The sequence below is a fragment of the Pectobacterium nicotianae genome (assembly GCF_023272715.1).
In the GTDB taxonomy this organism is placed as follows: Bacteria; Pseudomonadota; Gammaproteobacteria; order Enterobacterales; family Enterobacteriaceae; genus Pectobacterium; species Pectobacterium brasiliense.
Window position 1 is genome coordinate 2,047,506 of the sequence record NZ_CP096821.1, and the last position, 17,951, is coordinate 2,065,456.

At 56.2% G+C, this 17,951-nt stretch carries 19 protein-coding genes; 1 reads left to right on the forward strand and 18 read right to left on the reverse strand.

Annotation, left to right across the window (positions count from 1 at the left end; translation table 11 throughout):
* Positions 1-63 precede the first annotated feature (63 nt).
* From MYB54_RS09255 to MYB54_RS09265, 3 genes are all read right to left on the reverse strand, one after another.
* Positions 64-711, reverse strand: a complete 648-nt coding sequence (locus tag MYB54_RS09255) for a hypothetical protein (protein WP_005966950.1) — start codon at positions 709-711, stop codon at positions 64-66.
* Between the two features lie 93 nt (positions 712-804).
* Positions 805-1,479, reverse strand: coding sequence for a DUF3275 family protein (locus MYB54_RS09260; protein ID WP_005966948.1), 675 nt, complete (start codon positions 1,477-1,479; stop codon positions 805-807).
* Positions 1,480-1,561: 82 nt separating this feature from the next.
* A complete protein-coding gene (locus MYB54_RS09265) occupies positions 1,562-2,482 on the reverse strand; it encodes a DUF3577 domain-containing protein (protein WP_226292784.1) in 921 nt (306 codons plus the stop codon).
* A gap of 377 nt (positions 2,483-2,859) precedes the next feature.
* On the opposite strand from MYB54_RS09265, the gene MYB54_RS09270 reads away from it, so the two are divergent.
* Positions 2,860-3,183, forward strand: coding sequence for an H-NS histone family protein (locus MYB54_RS09270; RefSeq protein WP_005966944.1), 324 nt, complete (start codon positions 2,860-2,862; stop codon positions 3,181-3,183).
* 71 nt (positions 3,184-3,254) lie between these two features.
* On the opposite strand, the gene MYB54_RS09275 is transcribed toward MYB54_RS09270, so the two are convergent.
* The 15 genes from MYB54_RS09275 to MYB54_RS09345 all read right to left on the reverse strand — a co-directional run bounded on the left by MYB54_RS09275 (position 3,255) and on the right by MYB54_RS09345 (position 17,718).
* Positions 3,255-4,097 carry a phosphoadenosine phosphosulfate reductase domain-containing protein gene (locus MYB54_RS09275; protein WP_226292785.1) on the reverse strand — a complete coding sequence of 281 codons (843 nt, stop codon included), beginning with the start codon at positions 4,095-4,097 and terminating at the stop codon, positions 3,255-3,257.
* A gap of 125 nt (positions 4,098-4,222) precedes the next feature.
* Positions 4,223-4,588, reverse strand: coding sequence for a DUF3085 domain-containing protein (locus MYB54_RS09280; protein ID WP_005966940.1), 366 nt, complete (start codon positions 4,586-4,588; stop codon positions 4,223-4,225).
* A 148-nt stretch (positions 4,589-4,736) separates the two neighbouring features.
* On the reverse strand, positions 4,737-5,534 hold the full coding sequence (locus MYB54_RS09285) for a hypothetical protein (RefSeq protein WP_005966933.1): 798 nt from the start codon (positions 5,532-5,534) through the stop codon (positions 4,737-4,739).
* A 233-nt stretch (positions 5,535-5,767) separates the two neighbouring features.
* Positions 5,768-7,198, reverse strand: a complete 1,431-nt coding sequence (locus MYB54_RS09290; RefSeq protein WP_005966932.1) for a DNA cytosine methyltransferase — start codon at positions 7,196-7,198, stop codon at positions 5,768-5,770.
* Between the two features lie 526 nt (positions 7,199-7,724).
* The gene (locus tag MYB54_RS09295) at positions 7,725-9,737 is read right to left on the reverse strand and encodes a DNA topoisomerase III (protein WP_005966930.1); all 2,013 of its coding nucleotides are present in this window, start codon (positions 9,735-9,737) and stop codon (positions 7,725-7,727) included.
* A gap of 316 nt (positions 9,738-10,053) precedes the next feature.
* On the reverse strand, positions 10,054-10,455 hold the full coding sequence (locus tag MYB54_RS09300) for a single-stranded DNA-binding protein (protein ID WP_005966929.1): 402 nt from the start codon (positions 10,453-10,455) through the stop codon (positions 10,054-10,056).
* A 61-nt stretch (positions 10,456-10,516) separates the two neighbouring features.
* On the reverse strand, positions 10,517-11,077 hold the full coding sequence (locus MYB54_RS09305) for a DUF3158 family protein (protein ID WP_005966928.1): 561 nt from the start codon (positions 11,075-11,077) through the stop codon (positions 10,517-10,519).
* Positions 11,074-11,892 (reverse strand): PFL_4669 family integrating conjugative element protein, encoded by an 819-nt coding sequence (locus MYB54_RS09310; RefSeq protein ID WP_005966927.1) that lies wholly within the window; start codon positions 11,890-11,892, stop codon positions 11,074-11,076. Before MYB54_RS09310 ends, MYB54_RS09305 begins: the two co-directional genes overlap by 4 nt.
* Before the next feature lie 278 nt (positions 11,893-12,170).
* The gene (locus MYB54_RS09315) at positions 12,171-13,385 is read right to left on the reverse strand and encodes an STY4528 family pathogenicity island replication protein (protein WP_005966926.1); all 1,215 of its coding nucleotides are present in this window, start codon (positions 13,383-13,385) and stop codon (positions 12,171-12,173) included.
* Complete coding sequence (locus tag MYB54_RS09320; protein WP_461480414.1) at positions 13,382-13,960, reverse strand: DUF2857 domain-containing protein; 579 nt, start codon at positions 13,958-13,960, stop codon at positions 13,382-13,384. Before MYB54_RS09320 ends, MYB54_RS09315 begins: the two co-directional genes overlap by 4 nt.
* Positions 13,957-15,681, reverse strand: coding sequence for a ParB family protein (locus MYB54_RS09325; RefSeq protein WP_005966923.1), 1,725 nt, complete (start codon positions 15,679-15,681; stop codon positions 13,957-13,959). Before MYB54_RS09325 ends, MYB54_RS09320 begins: the two co-directional genes overlap by 4 nt.
* Positions 15,674-15,934 (reverse strand): type II toxin-antitoxin system HicA family toxin, encoded by a 261-nt coding sequence (locus tag MYB54_RS09330; RefSeq protein ID WP_005966921.1) that lies wholly within the window; start codon positions 15,932-15,934, stop codon positions 15,674-15,676. The genes MYB54_RS09325 and MYB54_RS09330 overlap by 8 nt, the downstream gene beginning before the upstream one ends.
* Positions 15,918-16,094, reverse strand: a complete 177-nt coding sequence (locus MYB54_RS09335; RefSeq protein ID WP_005966920.1) for a hypothetical protein — start codon at positions 16,092-16,094, stop codon at positions 15,918-15,920. Before MYB54_RS09335 ends, MYB54_RS09330 begins: the two co-directional genes overlap by 17 nt.
* A 30-nt stretch (positions 16,095-16,124) precedes the next feature.
* The gene (locus MYB54_RS09340) at positions 16,125-16,337 is read right to left on the reverse strand and encodes an AlpA family transcriptional regulator (protein WP_005966919.1); all 213 of its coding nucleotides are present in this window, start codon (positions 16,335-16,337) and stop codon (positions 16,125-16,127) included.
* A 442-nt stretch (positions 16,338-16,779) separates the two neighbouring features.
* Positions 16,780-17,718 carry a LysR family transcriptional regulator gene (locus MYB54_RS09345; RefSeq protein ID WP_005966918.1) on the reverse strand — a complete coding sequence of 313 codons (939 nt, stop codon included), beginning with the start codon at positions 17,716-17,718 and terminating at the stop codon, positions 16,780-16,782.
* Positions 17,719-17,951: the final 233 nt, after the last annotated feature.

Here is a 17,951-nt window from a genome sequence, read left to right on the forward strand (position 1 = left end):
TCCTGTCTGGCGGTGATGAAAGAAAGTGCAGGTGCCTGGTAAGGTGCGCCTGCTGTGGAATGGTCAGACCGCCGCTTGCGAGGTGCAGATCTGTGACGGATAGGGATAGGCTGTGAGAGCGCCGTTACGAATAAGCCCGCCCAGCGCGTCGGTGAGTGCTGGCACGTCCAGTCCAAGGCGAAAGCCCCGCAGCGGCCCGAGGGCGACCGGTAGCTCATGGAGCATGTCGCGGCTGCGCAGCAACTCCAGCACCGGCATTTGCCAGTGGTCGAGCAGTGGCAGCGGACATGTGTCTTTGACGAGTTGCCACAAGCGAACAGTGGGTTCAGCGGCAGATCGCGGTAGTAGCGCCAGTGCGCTGGCTGTGCTCTTGTCAGGGCAGATGCAGCGTTGGTCGAACAGCCACAGATTGGTGAGCGATCCAAACAGCGTGCGGCGATAGTTGCGGGTCAGGCGTTTTTCAAGGCGCTCGACCGAGGGGATGAACACAGGCACGGAGCCGCCGTGTTCTGTGATGAGGTGAAACTGGTTCAATCCATCCTCATCGCGACCCAGTGTGAGACGGGCGATAAATTGCTGGACGGCAGTATCCCGCGCCCAGATTGAGACAAAGACCAGATCGCCATTCTCGCGGCAGACGCAGGCATCGACCATCAGGTCAGTGCATTCGTCGATACGGAACAACGGTTGCGGTAATGAAGATTCGGGCATGGTGGTGTCCTCTATGAGATTGAGGGGCAACATCACCCGAAGGGCAGAGTTGCCCCGAAGGATTGGAAAAGCGTGCAGTGGTAGCTGTATGAATCAGGTCGCCAGAGATTCAGACTGGCGGTTCCACTGCTGGGCCGTAGCGTCGAACGCATAGCCCAACTGGTTCAACCGCCCGATTTGCAGGCGCAAGGTACGGCGGTCAATGGTCGAGTCCAGCTTTACCGACTCACCCAGCGGCCAGAGGATGCCGAACAATAAGGTGTCGTCACTATCGAGATTGCCCGAGGCCGCCACAGTAGCGGAAGGCGCATCGACGCCGAATGGCGTGGTGTCGACCAGTGGGTCCTTGGAAGCTTGCACAGGGGCCGACCTGGCCTTGGATTTGGGCATTGCGGTTGGCGTAGGCACCGGTTGTGTACCCGATTCCTCATCAAGCGGATCGACATCCTGCGTGGCGAAGGCGCGAGCCTCTGCTTTGCTGAGTTTGTCGATACCAGACAAGGTCATGCCATCCAGGTTGGCCCGGATCTCGAATCGCATGCCGTCGCCGACAGGATAGGCTTTCGGATAAATATATCGAATCGCAAATTCACCCTCATACTTCCCCTCGGGATACTGCTCCAGTTCGGGATCTTTGACATGGAACAACCCAAGGTGTGTGGTGAGACGACCGACTGTGAACCGGCCGTTACGACCGGATATTGTGCGGATTGCGAGTTGACCGCGAACGATGATAGGGGGAGCGGATTGAACGGCTGCTGTAGCCATGGATAATCTCCTGGGATGCGTTGTACTACCGATAACCTTGGAAAAAGAGACAAGACCCCAATGTGAGGTCTTGCCGATCGGCTTAGAGTGAAGTGACGAGAGCGGGCTCTTCTTCTACCGAGGATTGCGCTTCAGGCCCGGCTGTACCAGACGTCGTAGAAGGCATATCCGCGCTGTTATCAGGACTTTCTGACGCAGTGGATGCCACCGTAGCGTGCCCAGAAGAGGGGGGCTGGTTGGCAGTGGGATAGACCAATTGGCCATCGATCTTGATCAGACCAATATGGATCAGTTTGGACTCCAGACTCGCAGCCGGCTCGCCGGCATGCTCGCCCTTCGTGCGAAGGTACGGATCGGCTTTCATGTCGTTGAGACGAAAGGCCACCAATACCTTGCGCTCAGCCTCGATGGCCTGCACGCAACGGCGTACCAGATGTTGAGCCTCCGGCGCGGTCACGATGGTGTTGATGTACCGGTATTCCGGCTCTTCAACAGGCCCGGCCAGAGCACCAATGGTGCACGCGAGGAATGGGTCACCCTCCTTCGGTGTAACGTCTTTGGGCCGATTGAGGTAGCCAATGCCCCGAGTGATCAGTTCGTACTGTTCGATAGCCGCCAGTGTGGCAGGGTCGATCAGTTCAGCCTTCAGGAGTCGCCCCTTGAGGCTGGCTGCTGGCTCACCCTTGCGTTCACCGCTGGGGCGGATGAATGCATCACTCCACAGATCCCCCAGCCGGAACTTGACCATCGGGCGCTGCTTTGGATCATCCATGCCGACGTAGTGTTCGACCAGTTTTTTAGCCTCGGCACCTGAGACCTTGACGTCAAAATAGCGGGTGACCGGTTCTTTGACAGAGCCGACCAACGCGGCGATGGTGCAAGCCAGAAAGGGCTGAGCACGTCGGCCACCGCGTACGGGAACTTCCCGCACACGCTGCAGACGACCGTAACCTTCGGTGTGCAGATCGAAATAGGCTTTTTCGCCTGAGGTAGAATGGCTCATGGTGAAATCTCCATTGAAAATGAAGCGGAGACACACCAGGCCCGATGGCGAGGGTGTGTCACCCCGCGATGGGTTTATAAGGCGGATGCATCCACTACCGGTATAAACCGGTGGTCGTTCGCGTGAGGATGCTGGGCGAACTGGCTCGGTCATGCGGTTTTTGCCGCACCGCAACCTTGGAGACCGTGGTTGCGTGGCATGTCGCTGACAACGTCAGCAAAACATGCCGACAGACTGCCCGTGCCTCAATGCTGGCGCGACGAGAAATATGAACCGGAGTCGTTCCCTATTTTCGAGATGCCATTCCTCTGGAAATGGCTGTCGTGGTACAAACGCGTACTTAACGACTTTCTGCATCACCCACGGAGGGAGAAATAATGTCGATTGATTTGCAGGCGCTGTCCGCAGCCGAATTGAAGGACCTGATCGCATCCGCACAGGATCAACTGGTCAAGGGAGAACGTGAACGAGTCAAGGCCGTTCGCGAGAAAATTCTGCAGTTGCTGGAAGGTGAAAATCTGGAGCTGGAGCAGGTCTTCCCGAACTCAAAGCCGAGTCCTCGGGTAAAAAATCCTGTGGCTCCCAAATATGCACATCCCGACAACCCAAGTCTGACTTGGAGTGGTCGAGGCAAGCAGCCGAATTGGTTCAAGGAGGCGCTTGCAGCGGGCAAAACTCAGGAGCAGTTACTGCTGTCTTGACCGTTATCCAAAGCGGCACCTGATCAGAACAGACTGCAATCAATCAGGTGAAATCTCTCCTGCGACGCGGTTTAATCGCCACAAAAGCAGGCGACCGCTTCTTCGGTTGGGTCGAACAGATCACCCTGGTTTGCGGCAAATCGTGCCAGATCGGCATAGCTGGGGCCATCAACACGAAACCGTGTGCCACTGGGCTTGTTGGCCAGGTTCAGTGATTCCATACGAATCCACCATATGGCGGCTTCCGGTCTGGCCTTGATGAGGGCCAGGCGCTGTCCTTGTGGCTTGAGGAAGCACAAATCACAGTTGCCTTCGAGTGTGCGGCCTTTCACGGTCAACAGTTCCAGATCGAAAGGCTGCACCTGCCAGAACGCACTGACCTCGTATACGCTGATGTTTGCATCGGCCAATGGCATGCACATCATTTCATGGCTTGATTCCGTAGAGTGACCGCGCGCCCGAATTTTGGCGACACGCCGTTGCTCGTCGGCGCGGATGCCAATGAATTGATCCCATTCTGTCCAACCGAGACTGCGCAGGTATTTATGCATCGGCCGAATTTTCAGGCTGGTGGTGCAGCCGCGAGCAACAGGGTTGGGCAGGTATTGGCGTTTACGGATCAACGCCTCGAAAGGCTCACCCTGACGGCTGCCAGTCGTGAAATCGGCCCGCTTGAACCCTGGTGCAGCGTCCTGATATTCGAGCCAGTGGATAGGGGTTTTCCAATGTGTGGCGCAGTCACGCACGAAGCGCAGGGTAGCTTCTACTTCTTTGCCCGTGTTGGCGAAGCAGACTACGGTATCGGCAGGCAGGCCGCCGTTGGCCTGTAAAACGCGGCACAGCATATAGGCACTGGTGCGGCCACCGGAAAAACTGATGCAGGTCGGGGAGTCAATCTTGAACGGGTCGCGCATGTGGGCGTCTCCAGAGTATCGCTGGTGGAATGGCCTGTAGTGGGCTGAGACGAATGCGTGTCAGCGGTGGAGGTGCTGGCGCGAGAGGAAAGAAGCCCCCATGAGGGGACTATGGAGGACGAGGCTCAGTTGCTATCGGGGCTTGTCGCGACAACTTGCAGGAAAATCTGTGTTGCGGTAGCGGACACTTCGAGATCACCAGCACCATCCAGGATGCCGGTAAACACCCTGTCGCCAGGCTCGAAAAACTCACCAAAATCATCGCCACCGAACTCGGCGCGTGAACGCTCCCACCAGTCGTCGAAGGGCGCAACGTCAGGGTTGCAGCCAATTGCGTAGGCGATCAGCTTTTGACGCCCATCGGGATGGCGCTCACCATGCTCGGCGAGCCAGTAAACACCCTGATCCTTGACCAGGATGATGCGGCACTGATTGGCAACAGCTTCTGCGATGACGGGCCGCAATTCGGCTCCTTTGAAGCGTAAAGTCATACACGTTACTCCTGAGAGGATGGTATGCCGGGCAACACAGTGAAGAAGTGTTGTCCGGGGCGGGGGATTGGTGCGTATCCCAGTCGAGGTGCGATAAGTAAACGATGCTGGTCAGATAACCCACCGTATAGACGGGTTGTCTGTAGCGTCATGACTTGCGTCGCAGCGGCTTTTGAATGGTGCGCACACGTATGCGACGCCAACTGCCATCGTCGATCAGCCTGAACAGTACGTCTCCGAGGGTATCGAAGAACACACCGTCAACCCGTTCAACCAACTCTCCATCGTGGCTCAGCACTACGGCATAGAGGTCGTCGGCGCGTTCGTATTGCACAGTGACGCGGCCATTGAATTTCGCCGTGCTTGTGTTGAAGCTGATAGCCGGTGGTGTAGCGATGATGTCCTTGGGCAGTGGATCAATCCAGGTGAAATCCCGCGCACCCGCATCAACCAGCAGGTGCGTAATCCGACGAAAACCATCCGGTGCCGGCAGCTCCTCCAGTTGCCTTATCAGTTCCTGTAACTCCGGACAGCGGGGTTGCGGGATCGGAAGCTTGGCGGGGGCGGAGCCGAGGACATACGTCTGGAGCTTGTAGGGCTTGCCATCAGCGGTGTATTCGGTGCGCTCTTCGGGGGTGTCTGCGCGAAGACCGTCGAAGCGATGCCGTGCGTAGGGTTCGACCTGCACCTTGGCTCCTTCGTCTGGATCGTCGGTCACGAGCGTCCGGTCAAGCACGGCGAACTCGATTCGACCCGTCTTGACGACAATGGCATCCTCCGTCCTGGCGATGATCTTTCCTTCAAAAGGCTTGGGATCAATGTGAAAGCCCAGTGTCGAAACCTTGGGCTGGCCGTCAAAAATGTTGAACCTGAAACTGCGGGCATTGGAAGGAACGTGGTCACGCACCAATGACTGCATCTGATTGCGAATGGTTTGATGATCCATGGGAAAGTCTCCAAAAAAAGGAGCTCCCCAGCCACAAGGGAGGAAAGCCCCTATGGGTGGAATGAGAAAATAACGAAAGCCAACACACCGTCAGCGTGTCGCAGTCTTGATGGCCTTGACTGCCTGGGATGTTGCCAGCTACACCGGCGAACATGTATTCAGCATGACGTGGCAACGGTGCGTGTGTGTGGAACAACACGCATCAGGAAGTGCACGTATTGGTTAGCGCGATGTCACCCGGGTGTCTGCAATGCCTGGAGCAGACGCTGACCCAGCCAGGCTACGCATGGTACGGCCATAGAATTGCCGATCGCTTTGTAGCGGGGGGTATCAGCAGCAGGTTTGCCGCCGCGATATGGCACCAGCGTCCAGCCATCCGGCATGCCCTGCAAGCGTTCGCATTCGACGGGCATTAGCCGCCTGACCCTCCATTGCTGCCAGTTTTCTCCATCATGCTCAAGCGACGTGTAATGGAAGTGCGCGTCAGGCGGGGTGACGCTGAACACGGTTGGCATGCCCTGACCGGGCTTTCCGCCGCTGGCGAGCAGCGTGCCAGCGATCTGGCCGTGACCCGATTCCAAGCGCAGTTCGCCACGCCCGTTCTGTGCAAAGGCGATGGCAGGCCAGGCCCTGGTCCGCAATGTCGGGGTGACGTCTTTTACGGCATCCGCGCCATAGTCCTGAGCGGTAAAGGCCATCATCGGGATACCTTTGTTGGCACCATCTTCCCTGTAGTCTTTGCCATGCGTTGCCGGGTTCAGTGTATGGCTGAGGGGGCCTGCCATCGACTGCACCAGGAAGTTCTCGGTGCAGATGTCATGTTTGGAACCGGCTGCCATCAGGCAGGCCGCCACGTTGACTGGCCCTGTACCGCCAGCGAAACTGAATGTCGTGACCACCTTGTCATAGGGGCTCAGTCCGGCATAGTCGCTTGCTGTCGCAGGGCCTGCTCCAGCAGCGCGGGCAGCTTTTTGCCACGGCGAGCTGCTCGCATAAGAATGCCCGCGCACGCTGTCGCGCTCAAAAAGTACTTCGCAGGGATCGAGGTCGTCTCGACCACTTGCCACAAGAAACACACGCTTGCGGCGCTGGGCGACACCGAAGTGTTGGGCGTCGAGTACTCGCCACGCGAGGCGACGGCGGGGTCCAGACACGTGACCTGCGTGCGCCCATTTTTCCCCTGGCGGGTTGAGCGCATGGCTTTCTCCGGCCAGTGCGCCCAGCAGGCAGCCAAAGGCGTTGGAGCGGTCACTGAGCACGCCAGGGACGTTTTCCCAGACGATCGTGGTGGGGGACTGATGATTTTTGAGACGGATTTGGTCGATGACATTGGCAAGCTCCACGTAGCTGAGGGTTAAGGCACCACGAGGATCTTTCAGCCCCCGCCGCGCACCGGCGATGCTGAATGCCTGGCAAGGCGTTCCGCCAACAAGAATGTCCGGGGCGGTGACCTCACCAACGCGTACCTGGTTGGCGATGCGCGTCATGTCGCCGAGATTGGGGACATGGGGGTAGCGGTGTGCGAGTAGGGCACACGGAAAGGGATCGATTTCCGAGAACCAGGCGGCTTTCATACCGAGTGGTTCCCAGGCCAGGCTGACGGCTTCAATACCGCTGCAAACACTGCCGAACTGCAGTGCATGGGGTAGGGGTTGTGTGCTCATTGTGTCTCCTGTTTGTTTGGTTCAAGGCCACAGGCCCAACCGGATATGCCGTAAATCAGGAGAAAAAGTGTCGGGGACCTGCTGGCCTCCGACTCGGTAGGAAGAAACCACCTGTGGGCTGTTTCAGGATGCAGTCGTCGTCAAAACCGTTCGCTGTCGCAGCAATCGCACCCGGCCGTTATCGTGGTTGTGGCCGGAATCCTCTGGCATGTATCCACACACAAAGGGAACCCAGTTTTTCGCCGTTGGGCGCGGCAATGAATACCGTCATCCCCGAAGGGTTTCCTGATGCCTGGCCTCTCAAGCAAAGCATCAGGAAACCCTTCATGGAGGGCGGAAGAACCGGAGAAGGGGGAACGCGTCTGGTGCGTCCATGGATGAGTTGCCTTCTTGCCTCGCCGCCGGAGCATGGCGAGGTGCGCACGGTTTAGCAGAAGACTGGCGCGCCGGGATTCCCGCACGGGCGCGGGGGGAGAGGCCATGTCATCACAGAAGACGTGACATGGCTCTTTGGGTTCAGAGCGACTCAGGGCTCCCGGGAGCTGCGGCTACGCTTGCGCGGCATGGCGCGTGTGTGTTTACCACTGTCGATAGGCTGAGAGCCTTTACAGTCGGGGTAACGAGGACAAGACCAGAATGGCCCGCTCTTGCCGGTGCGTTGACGCATAGCGGTGCCGCATTCGGGGCATGCGGGTCCCTGTGGCACCTTGATAGACAGAGATGCCCCTCGATACTGCTGCACCAATTGCGTGATCCAGGCTGACTGCTTGTCGATAAAGACATCGAGTGTGAGCTGACCGGCTTCGATCATGTCCAGCGCCTGTTCCCAGATAGCAGTCATGCCTGGGTCGGCAATGGCACCGGGAACGGCGTCGATGAGTGTAAAGGCCGCATCGGAGGCGCGTACTGAACGGCTTTTCTTCAGCAGGTAGCCACGGTCAAGTAACCCTTTGATGATATTGGCGCGAGTCGCCTCAGTACCGATACCCGTGGTGTCCTTCAGCTTTTGTTTGAGGCGCGGATCTGAGACCAGTTTGGCTACCCCCTTCATCGCCTTGACCAGTTCGCCCTGGGTATAAGGACGTGGCGGCGATGTCTTGAGTGCTTTACAGTCGATGCCAGTTATCTGGCAGGACAATCCTTCATGCAGCGCTGGCAGAACCTGGCTGCGTAGTGTGGTCTCGCCATCCTCATCTGGCCTGGGTTCAGTGAGCACCTGTCGCCACCCGATGACGACGATCTGCTTGCCGACCGCTTGCAGTGTTTCGCCCGTGCATGACAGGCGCGCGGTGGTACGGTCGAATTCATGTTGCGGCAGAAACTGCGCCAGATAGTGGGCACGGATCAGTTTATAGACTGCCTGCTCTTTGTCGCTCATCGCCGTGAGATTAGCGGGTTCGAGTGTGGGGATGATGCCGTGGTGCGCTGTGACTTTGCTGTCGTTCCAGGCACGTGATCGCTGATTGCGGTCTAGCTGGTCAACGATCGGCCTCAGGCCTGGATCGGTCTTGAGAAGACTGTCGAGTACTGTAGGCACTTCGGCGAACATGCTTTCAGGCAGGTAGCCGGAGTCTGAGCGCGGGTACGTCGTGGCTTTGTGAGTCTCGTACAGTGCCTGGGCGATTTCCAGGGTTTCCTGCACATCCAGGCCTAGTTGTTTGGAACAGATTTCCTGCAGAGTGCCCAGATCGAAGGGTAACGGTGGGCCTTCACGCAGGCGTTCCGTCTCGACAGACGTGACCTGTGCGCTGCCAGCAATACGCATGCGTTCGGCCGCTTGTCGGGCTATGGGCTCCTGCAGACAACGGCCCGCATCGTCTGTTGCTGTATCTGGTGCCAGCCAGCCTGCAGTGAAAGATTGACCTGCGCTTGATAGCACGGTCTCGACTGTCCAGAACGGCACTGAGACAAAGCGAGCGATCTCGCGGTCGCGATCGACAACCAGTTTCAGCGTTGGGGTTTGTACCCGGCCAACGGAGAGTACGCCGTCGTAACCGGCCTGCCGCCCCATGACGGTGAACAGGCGACTGAGGTTCATGCCGATCAGCCAGTCTGCGCGGGAACGGGCCAGGGCCGAGAAGTACATCGGCAGGGTTTCGCTTGATGGCCTGAGCGTTGCCAGTGCTTTGCGGATCGACGCGTCATTGAGTGCCGATAACCAGAGCCTCTGGATAGGGCCGCGATAACCGCACAGTTCGATGATCTCGCGTGCGATCAACTCGCCTTCCCGGTCAGCATCCGTCGCGATGACCAGCTCGGTTGCCTTGCTCAGCAGATCTTTGACGACGTTGAATTGCGAAGCGGTCTTTGATTTGACTTCGACACGCCAGCGCTCAGGGATAATGGGCAACTGCTCGATAGACCAGCGTTTGTACTGTTCGCCATAGGTTTCTGGGGGGGCGGCCTCAACGAGATGACCAATGCACCAGGTTACGGTGATACCTGAACCTGCGAGGCAGCCATTACCTCTTTGGGTGGCCCCCAGTACACGTCCGATATCTTTGCCCTGAGAGGGCTTCTCGCACAGAAATAGCCTCATAGAATTCTCTCGGCACGTGAATCATGCCGTCGAGTATTCCCGGTTGGAGCGTTTAAAATGATAAAGAATGCGGATTGCGAGCCAACGTATTTGATTTTCGAGTTTGATGCCAATCATCGGTGAATGGCACACCATTCGCATCCAGGCTGAAGGTGTATCAAGAGTGCGCCTGCGGCGGCTTAGGTGTCGAGAAAGGCCTACACTGGGCACGGCTCGTTTACGCAGCCAACTTCTTGTGCTGGAGCGCGCGAAACGCAATAGACATCAGTGGAATAGGGGACGACCGCTGTCGGTGATCGTCCTGAAGTGCAATGTGTTACTCGGCCTGAGACACCGGATCTGCGGCCCCCGGCTTGGGGCTCAGGATGATAGCCTCGATCCGGTAAGGGAGGATACCAACACTGCGTGCATTGACTCGATAAGTCGTACGCGGATTGTTGTTCTCATCGGTCCAGTCATCTCGCTCTACACGTCCGCTGACCACGACTCGCATGCCTTTCTGGAACAGCTCGGCGAATTGTTCCGCGTCACGATGCCACCAGTCAACCGGCCGCCAGAAGCCGCCGCGATCTTCAAAGGCACTGCTCTTGCCGGGGACGGGGTTGTCGAAGTAGACGTTCAGGCGCAGCACCCGACGTGGTTCTTCGTTACCGTTGGGATATTCGTGGAATTCTGGCGCAGAGCCGATATTTCCCTCGCCGCTGAAATGTGTACTCATATTGATGACTCCTGCTTGATGTGAAAGGCCCGCACTGGAAAGACAATGCAGGCGGAAACCGTCAACGGCGTTGTACCGATGCCGGATATATCATGCGGTCTTCACCTGGATGTGGCTGGCTCAGATCTGCCTGATGGCCTGTCCGGCGCAGATAAACTTCGTCGGCATGAACCAGTTTGCTGGCGCAGTCCCTGGCCTGGCGTGTGAGTGTGTGCAACAGGCTAACCTGCATGTTCAGCACGGCTCGCTGGACTTCCATTGCATGTAAATCGCTGATGAGTCCGGGTGGCGTGGCTGGGTTGACCATCACTTCTTGCCACAGGGCCACGCCCATGCTGCTGCGGTCGAGGTTGCGCCAGCGCAGAAAAGTGGTGCCTGCGCCAGTGGTTTGCTGGGCCAGTTGCGTCGGTAGCAGGTTGAAGGGATGGCTGCGTGCCTGCGCCAGAACCTGCCGCTGCGCCAGCACGATCAGGCCGTCGCGCAGTGCCTCGCATTGGCTGGCCCAGACTTCGAGTGCCCCTTTACCTTTAAAAGGTTTTAAAAGGCCTTTTAGGTAGCCTGCATGTTCCAACTGCTGGAAGGCGGTCTGTTCCAGCATGGTGAAACGTGTCGATGTGCTCATGCGTGGTCATCCTCGCTATTTTGTGCACCTTCGGTTGGCTTTTCGCTGGCGCTGGCAGGGGCATCCGCAGGCTCGTCCTCGTGTGAGGGTGTTTGATTCGTGGTGCCTGAGTGCGCCATATGCGTTTGTCCACGACGGATCAAAGGTGGTGCGAAGCGTGAACGGCGCGCGCCTTCGAGTACGTCCTGCGGCAGTTCTCCGAACTTTTCCACTGCGGCACGGGCTGCGGCATTGTTGGCGGCAAAGTCGTCACGCTGGGTACCGGAGTAGCGGTATTGCTGTGCCAGACTGAAGAGACTGCGCAGGGCATGGGCACCGTCGTTAAGCCAACGTTCGAGAGTTGATCGGTCGATCAATGCGGTGTGGTGGGCCAGGATCAGGCGGCGGGCAAGATCGTCGTAGTCTGCCAGTAAATAGACCGCCATAAAGCCCAGTTGCGAGGAGACGAACAGTGGCAGCTTGACGGGTTGCACATTCATGTTTTCTCCAAGGCTTAGCGCGGACGGTACGTCTGCCAGTGCCTGATCCACTTGTTGGCGCAAGCTCTGGAGCTGTTCTTTGGTGAGCGCCAGCTTGTCTTCGATGCGCAACATCCACCAGTCGGAGTAGGGATCGTCCTGCTCGGCCCCGCGCTTGAGCTTGTTCATGATGGAGACAAATCCGTTCAAGCCGACGATGCTGGGTTTGCCTTCTGCGGCTGCGCGTCCGTGCCAGATACGCGATGCGTGGTGAGTATGCAGGGTCAGTGACATCGCACTGCGCAATGACCCCAGGTTCAATTGCAAGGATTCAGTGGCATTGTTTTCGTGGGCCATAGTGATGACTCTCTGTAGTGAAACGAGTCGTCAGCTTCGGCTGCAACGGGAAGGCCGTCAGTCATGAAACCGCACTGCTGGTCAGCCTGTTTTGCGAAGCGCCGGACGGCCTGCGAGGGAAGGCTGTGTGCAGCTATACCCAGGGTATAGGCGACTGTGGACGTCAGTGGACGATGCATGGCTATTTCTGCGTGAGTCTGTGCATCTCGTCTGGAAGGCTATGTATGCAGCTATACCCAGGGTATAGACGACTATGGATGATTGTGGACATGTCGAATTCAGGGGGCATCCAGCAATTTGCGCAACCGTGCCAGATGGGCCAGTGCGACATCTCTGTTTGCCGCAGGCGGCTGCGGTGGAGGAGGCGCTTCACGTGGTTTGGTGGCAGGCGTTATTTGTGTGTTGTCCTTCTGCCCAGCCCAGGCTCGGAAATCACCACGCAGGGCTTTCTGGATGATGCCAAACAGATAGCCCGCAGGATTGCGAATGGTGGTTGTCGTGCAACGGGCATCCCATTCGTCAAGGACGGATTGGTGCAAACCGGGTTCAACCGACTGTAATGCGGCCAGCGCACCGGATTGCTGCTCAGCCTTGAGTGCCATAAAACGCTCCGGGAAACTCAGCATTCCAAGCTCTTGCGCACGCGGTACTGTAAGTATTTTTTTATTATTTTCTTTTATATGTACTGTACTTATGCTCTTCGGATTCCGAAGTGGGTTGATTTTGCTGGCGCTCAGGCCTGATTTGGAATCCGAAGTCAGGTCGCCATTATTCCGAAGAGGGGGCGTTATCCCTTCTTCGGAATTGTGATCGTTCATATCCTGTGGGTAACGTGAATCCATGCGCCAGCCCTGTGCGGCCAGACGCTGCGTCAGCACCTGCAATCGGGTTGGCAGTACCTGGCCGCTGAGCATCGAGTCCTGGGACATCTCCTGTAGCGTATACATGCCGACACGCTGGACAGATTTGCTGGCATGAACCAGAGACTGGCTGACCAGCGCCAGGTAGTCGGCGTCAAGCTGGATTGCCTCATAGGGCGTGAGTGGCTCATCATGCAGGACATAGAGGTTGCCCAGAATGCGGCCTGTGCGTGGATCACGTCTGCGCCTGACCAGGCTGATCCATCGGGTCAGGCGCAGCATCGTCAGGGTGCGTGCGACTGTTTCGTGAGACGCTTTGGCCGCGCACGGCATGGAAGCGAGCCAGGGGGCGAGCTGATCGTACGTTGGCATCGCGGTGATACCATCTTCTGCGAGCATCAACCGGAAAACTTGCCAGCCGTTGCGTTCAAGCGGTGTGAGCCGCCCGTCCATCAGTAGTGCCCGTGGCACACTGTCGTGGTGATTGCCGCTGAAGAGGAAACCATCCGTTGCCGCAGGCGATGAGGCGGATTGAACCGGCTTCGCAGATTGCGGTTGCAGACGGGAGAACGCCTGGTCGAACAACTCATTCAGCCGGATGGGGCCGTTTGTGCGTGGCTGGCCACCCGTCATCTGGTCTGCCCTTCATCAATCCATCCGCGTATGGCACTCCAGATAACGGACAGCGGCAGATCCGTGGCTTCGGCAAGCTCCGCTGCGATATCCAGCATAGCCATATCGTCATTGAGTGCCACTTTTTGTGACTTGGCTGCGGCAGACCAGCGGTGCCAAAGATTGGTATCCTGCTCTTCGGTCAGAACCGGATGGCGACCTTTCCTTTTTGGCAATCCGATCACGCTGCGGCGCAACGCGATTTCCTGATGGGTGAGCCCGAAGAACTTGCTGATAAGTTCGGTACTGGCACCCAGGCGCAGAAGCCGGTCGATTCTGGCGACTTCCTCGGTTACATCGTCGACCTGATGCAGGAGGCGACGCAGTACATCTCGATTGACCACGACGGAGCACCAGGACACGTTAGCGTTGGCCAGCACACTTGCCATGGCAGGATGTTTCAGTGCGTCAAGGTCGGTGTCATCGAATCCCATGGACTTGGCTCTGCGCAATTGGCCATTGCGCAGATCATGCAGTGCCTGTGCGATGACAGCCTGATTGAGAGGGTGTGGACCGGTCATGGCTGTGCTCCTCATGATCCGGGAATGACGTCGCCGTCATCCTGTGTGCCGTTCTCAATGTCGATCAGCCTGCGGGTCAGCCGTAGCAATCGGAACAGCTTCACCAGTGCGCTGTCATTGAGCCGCTGTGGTGCATCGTTGGCGTCATTGCTCGCGTCCAGTATCCCCTGCAACAAATGCCCGAGTAGCCCAAACCGGATCGAAGACGTGGTATCTGAAAACGGATGTGTGGCGGGCAGATAGGGGGCGCTCAGAGCGTGCAGCAGCGCCAGCACCATGGATGCTGACGTATCTGTGTTGACACGGTCATCGGCGCATTTGCAACTGAATCCGATGCCATTTTCGTAGGGCTCAATAGCATCTTGTGCACCGACTTCATGGGCGATTTCTGCGGCAAACTGCGCAATATGGGTGCGTAGTCGAGAAGGTTCATCCAGTGATGCTTCAATGTGCCAGATATCAGTGATCGGATACAGGCTATCGGCCTGGATAGGGATGGATTGCAAGATATTGCGTTCGAAGTCCGGCAGGGTCTCGCCAGTATGGTCAGCGACCAGCCGCTGAATCGACTGCAGCCGTTCGGTTGTGCCAGCAGGAGAAACAACATGCTGTTGCAGTAGCGTGGCATGCTCGTCGTTTCCTGTCGCAGATTTGTCTTGTGAGGCGCGGCCAACAGGTTCAGAAGGGGGCTGTGCCGGTTGTGTAGACGCCTTGCTGGTCGTTGATGGCTCGATGTTCCTGGGCGACGTGGATTCCGATGTAACGCCGGGCGGCGTGACGGGTAATGGCGTCTTCTCTTGCAGCGTCGATGCCCCAGGCTCAGCCGATGGTGCTTCATTGCTGAGTAACTGCCAACGCCGATCGGTGTCGGTGATCTCGAATGCCAGCGTGTCGTATTCCATCTCCAGCAGATCGGCCATTTGTCCAATCAACTCATCCTGTACGCGCTGGACACTGAAATTGCCCGGTGTGCTGTCGAACATCACCAACACATCCTGAAACAAGGTGGTGAAGTCGATGTGGTGGTGTGTGTTGGTGCTGCGAGCGGACCAGGCCCGTTCAGCAGCACGCCGCAGGCTGGTCAACTGCTCTACCTGATGCCTTCCCAGCCCGGCATAAAGCACAGTAGGGATGGCCGGAAGCAAGTATTGAATGGCCTCTTGCATGCGACTGATATGGGGCTGGGGGACAGGGTAGCCATCGGCCTTGAGTCGGCGGGCCAGCTCTGACTGTGACAGTGATTTCCCGGTCTCTTCTTCATAAAGCTCCCGTGCTTTATTGACGCCCAGGGCACGTTCAATAAATGACAGGCCACCGTGCAGCTCGTTCTCAGCCAGATGCCCCGTTAATGCGATGATTTCACCGCGTTCCGGCCATGGGCGGAACAGGCATGGAATGCGGAAAAAGCGTTCGTCTCTGGTCTCAGTCCAGAGTTCGCGCAGGATCGAGAGTCTGGTATTGCCTCCGTTGCGAATGATATAGCCCTTTGCCCCTGGGCGCTGAGTGATGGAGGGCGGTGAGTCGAGTCCGCGCTCGCGTATTGAGGCTTTGATCTCGTCGTAGAGCGGGTTGCGCGTTAGTCGTGGATCAAGCTCATACGGTGATAGCTCATCAAGCGTGATAACCATTGCCGTTTCTGCAATAGGTGCGCTCAACACCTCTGCAATGGGTGCTTTGCTCGTGAAGCCTTCGCTCAGAAGTTTGCCGGCAAGGTCTTGTACGGAAATATCAGGCATGGTGGCCTCCCTTGTCAGGAGAGGATTCGTCAGTAGCAAACTGGTGTTGTGTTCGCCGTAGTAAGGCGCGCGCATTACGCCCGGCACGATAGTCGCTAGCTGTCGAACTGGTGAAGATCGGTGGCATACCGGGCTTGGTGAACTTCAAATGCCCACCAGAGGTACGCACAACCTCCCAGCCTTCTTGCAGTGCGTATTCGATCAGCGGTAGTAGTTGCTTGTGGCCCCGAGCTAATTCATGGAGGTGAGACATGATAGGCCCCTCCATGGTTTTTTCCGGTAATGTAGTAGAATTCGGGATGCCATAAATTACTGGTCATCATCCAGATGAGTCTAAATGCAGGTAGTGCGACCGCTAAACCGGTACAGTGGACGGTGGCTTTGCTGATACCACCTTTTGTTGATGTTTGCATGAGTTGCTCCTTATCGTATGACTAGAGCAGTCAGATGCGTTCTTTGAGACGGTCAGTGATCCACCGATCAATTTCGACCGAATCCCAGCCTACTGCTCGTACACCGAGGCGTATTGGCTTAGGAAAGCGACCTTCTTTCATTAGGTTATAGATATGGGCGCGTTTGAACCCGGTTTTAGCCTCAACTTCGGGGCGACGCAAAATACGGTGCTCTGGTAGTGGTGTCGTGTTCTCAGCGTTCATTACTGTCACTCCTTGGTGTTTGGTAGCGTTCATGAGGTGTGATGACTATTAAAAAGACCTCATCATTCCGTTTCATCAAACAATAGGGATGTGCTGGTTACGGTTTTTTAGCTGACTGAAAGACAGAGACTACTGGGTATATTCGTCAGCGCTTATCCGGCTCTTCGTCCGGCAATGTTTATGAAGAATAAATGGCGGTACAGTGTTTCTGTTGTCGGTGTTTTTACGCATGAAATAGAACCCAGTTCAATGGGCTCTATTATGTCGTTCACCAGACTGAAAATGTCAGGCTCAATGTAAATTATATGATTGCTTATTATTCGCTTGATTGGTTGATATTGAATGGAGAGCATCAGAAAATTGAGGGGGTAATGGAGGTAACAGACACTAACTGTGCCTGTCATGCGGCAGACAAATAAAGTAAGACATTAACTGGTGCAACTTACCCATCTGAATGTAGTTCTGTAGGGACTGTCGACATGTGAGCAGACTGCAATTCGCCAATTTCAAGCGCACGGTTGATAAAGCGTTCTAGCTCTGGTGAATAATATTTTTCCGTCGTGATGATGTTGGTCGATGAGTCTGGGATATCGTAAGACGTTGCCCGTATAATTACATTCGGATGGTTATATAATGAGAGTTGTGACTCAAGACCTATGCCGATACCGTATCCTGCAGCTACCAGCATGAGCATCGATTCGTGGCCGGAAATGTACTCGGCAATATTAGGTTGTGATAATGATGCGTCATTAAACCAGCGTCGGATGACGTTATATCCCCCTGCGCATCGTTCTGGATGGCAGAGGACTAGAGGATAGCGAAATGCTTCGGCGACAGAAATAAACTCTAGAGAAAGGAGGGGATGATTACGTGGAATGGCGACAGCAGGACGTTCACTCCAGACTGGTTGTTTGGTGTAGCCAGAGAGGCTGATATCGTCAATAGTGAACCCTGCATCTATTTGGTCGTGAGCCAGAGCCTGAAGCATTTCGTTGACGGACATCTCGGTGATACGTATTTCTGTACGTGGTTCTTCTTCTCGGCATCGGGCAAGTAATTGTGTCAGCCGAGGTTGAGCCAGGCTGTCGCATAGGCCTATACGGAGCCTGCCTCTGTAACCTTTCGCTGCAGCATGTACACGTGTTTTGGCGTTTTCGATAAAGTTAACAATACGTTGAGCTTCCTCGCGGAATACCTCCCCAGGCCATGTCAGTCGAATACGGCCTTTGTTACGGTGCAGCAATTGAACCCCAAGCTGTTGTTCCAGTTCCTTAATCGCACGGGATAGTGGTGATGGTTCTATATGGACTCTGGCGGCGGCTCTTGCGAAGCTCTGTTCTTCTGCAACAACCAAAAAATAATGTAAGTGACGGATCCTCATGTTTTATTGCTCCTTTTTACAAGTAACTTTGGGGTTCTGAAACAACAGAAGGACTAACTTGTTTTGGTTATCTGATGTTAATGATCCATTCCCTGTTCTGTGATGGTTTCACTGATGCAACTCAATGAGATTTCAGGTGAATATTACGCGAAGGAAAAAGTAAAGATACCGTCAATTATAGGGGGTGTGATGTTGATCTTTTTTCTAATAAATCACCTGCGGAACTGCTGATG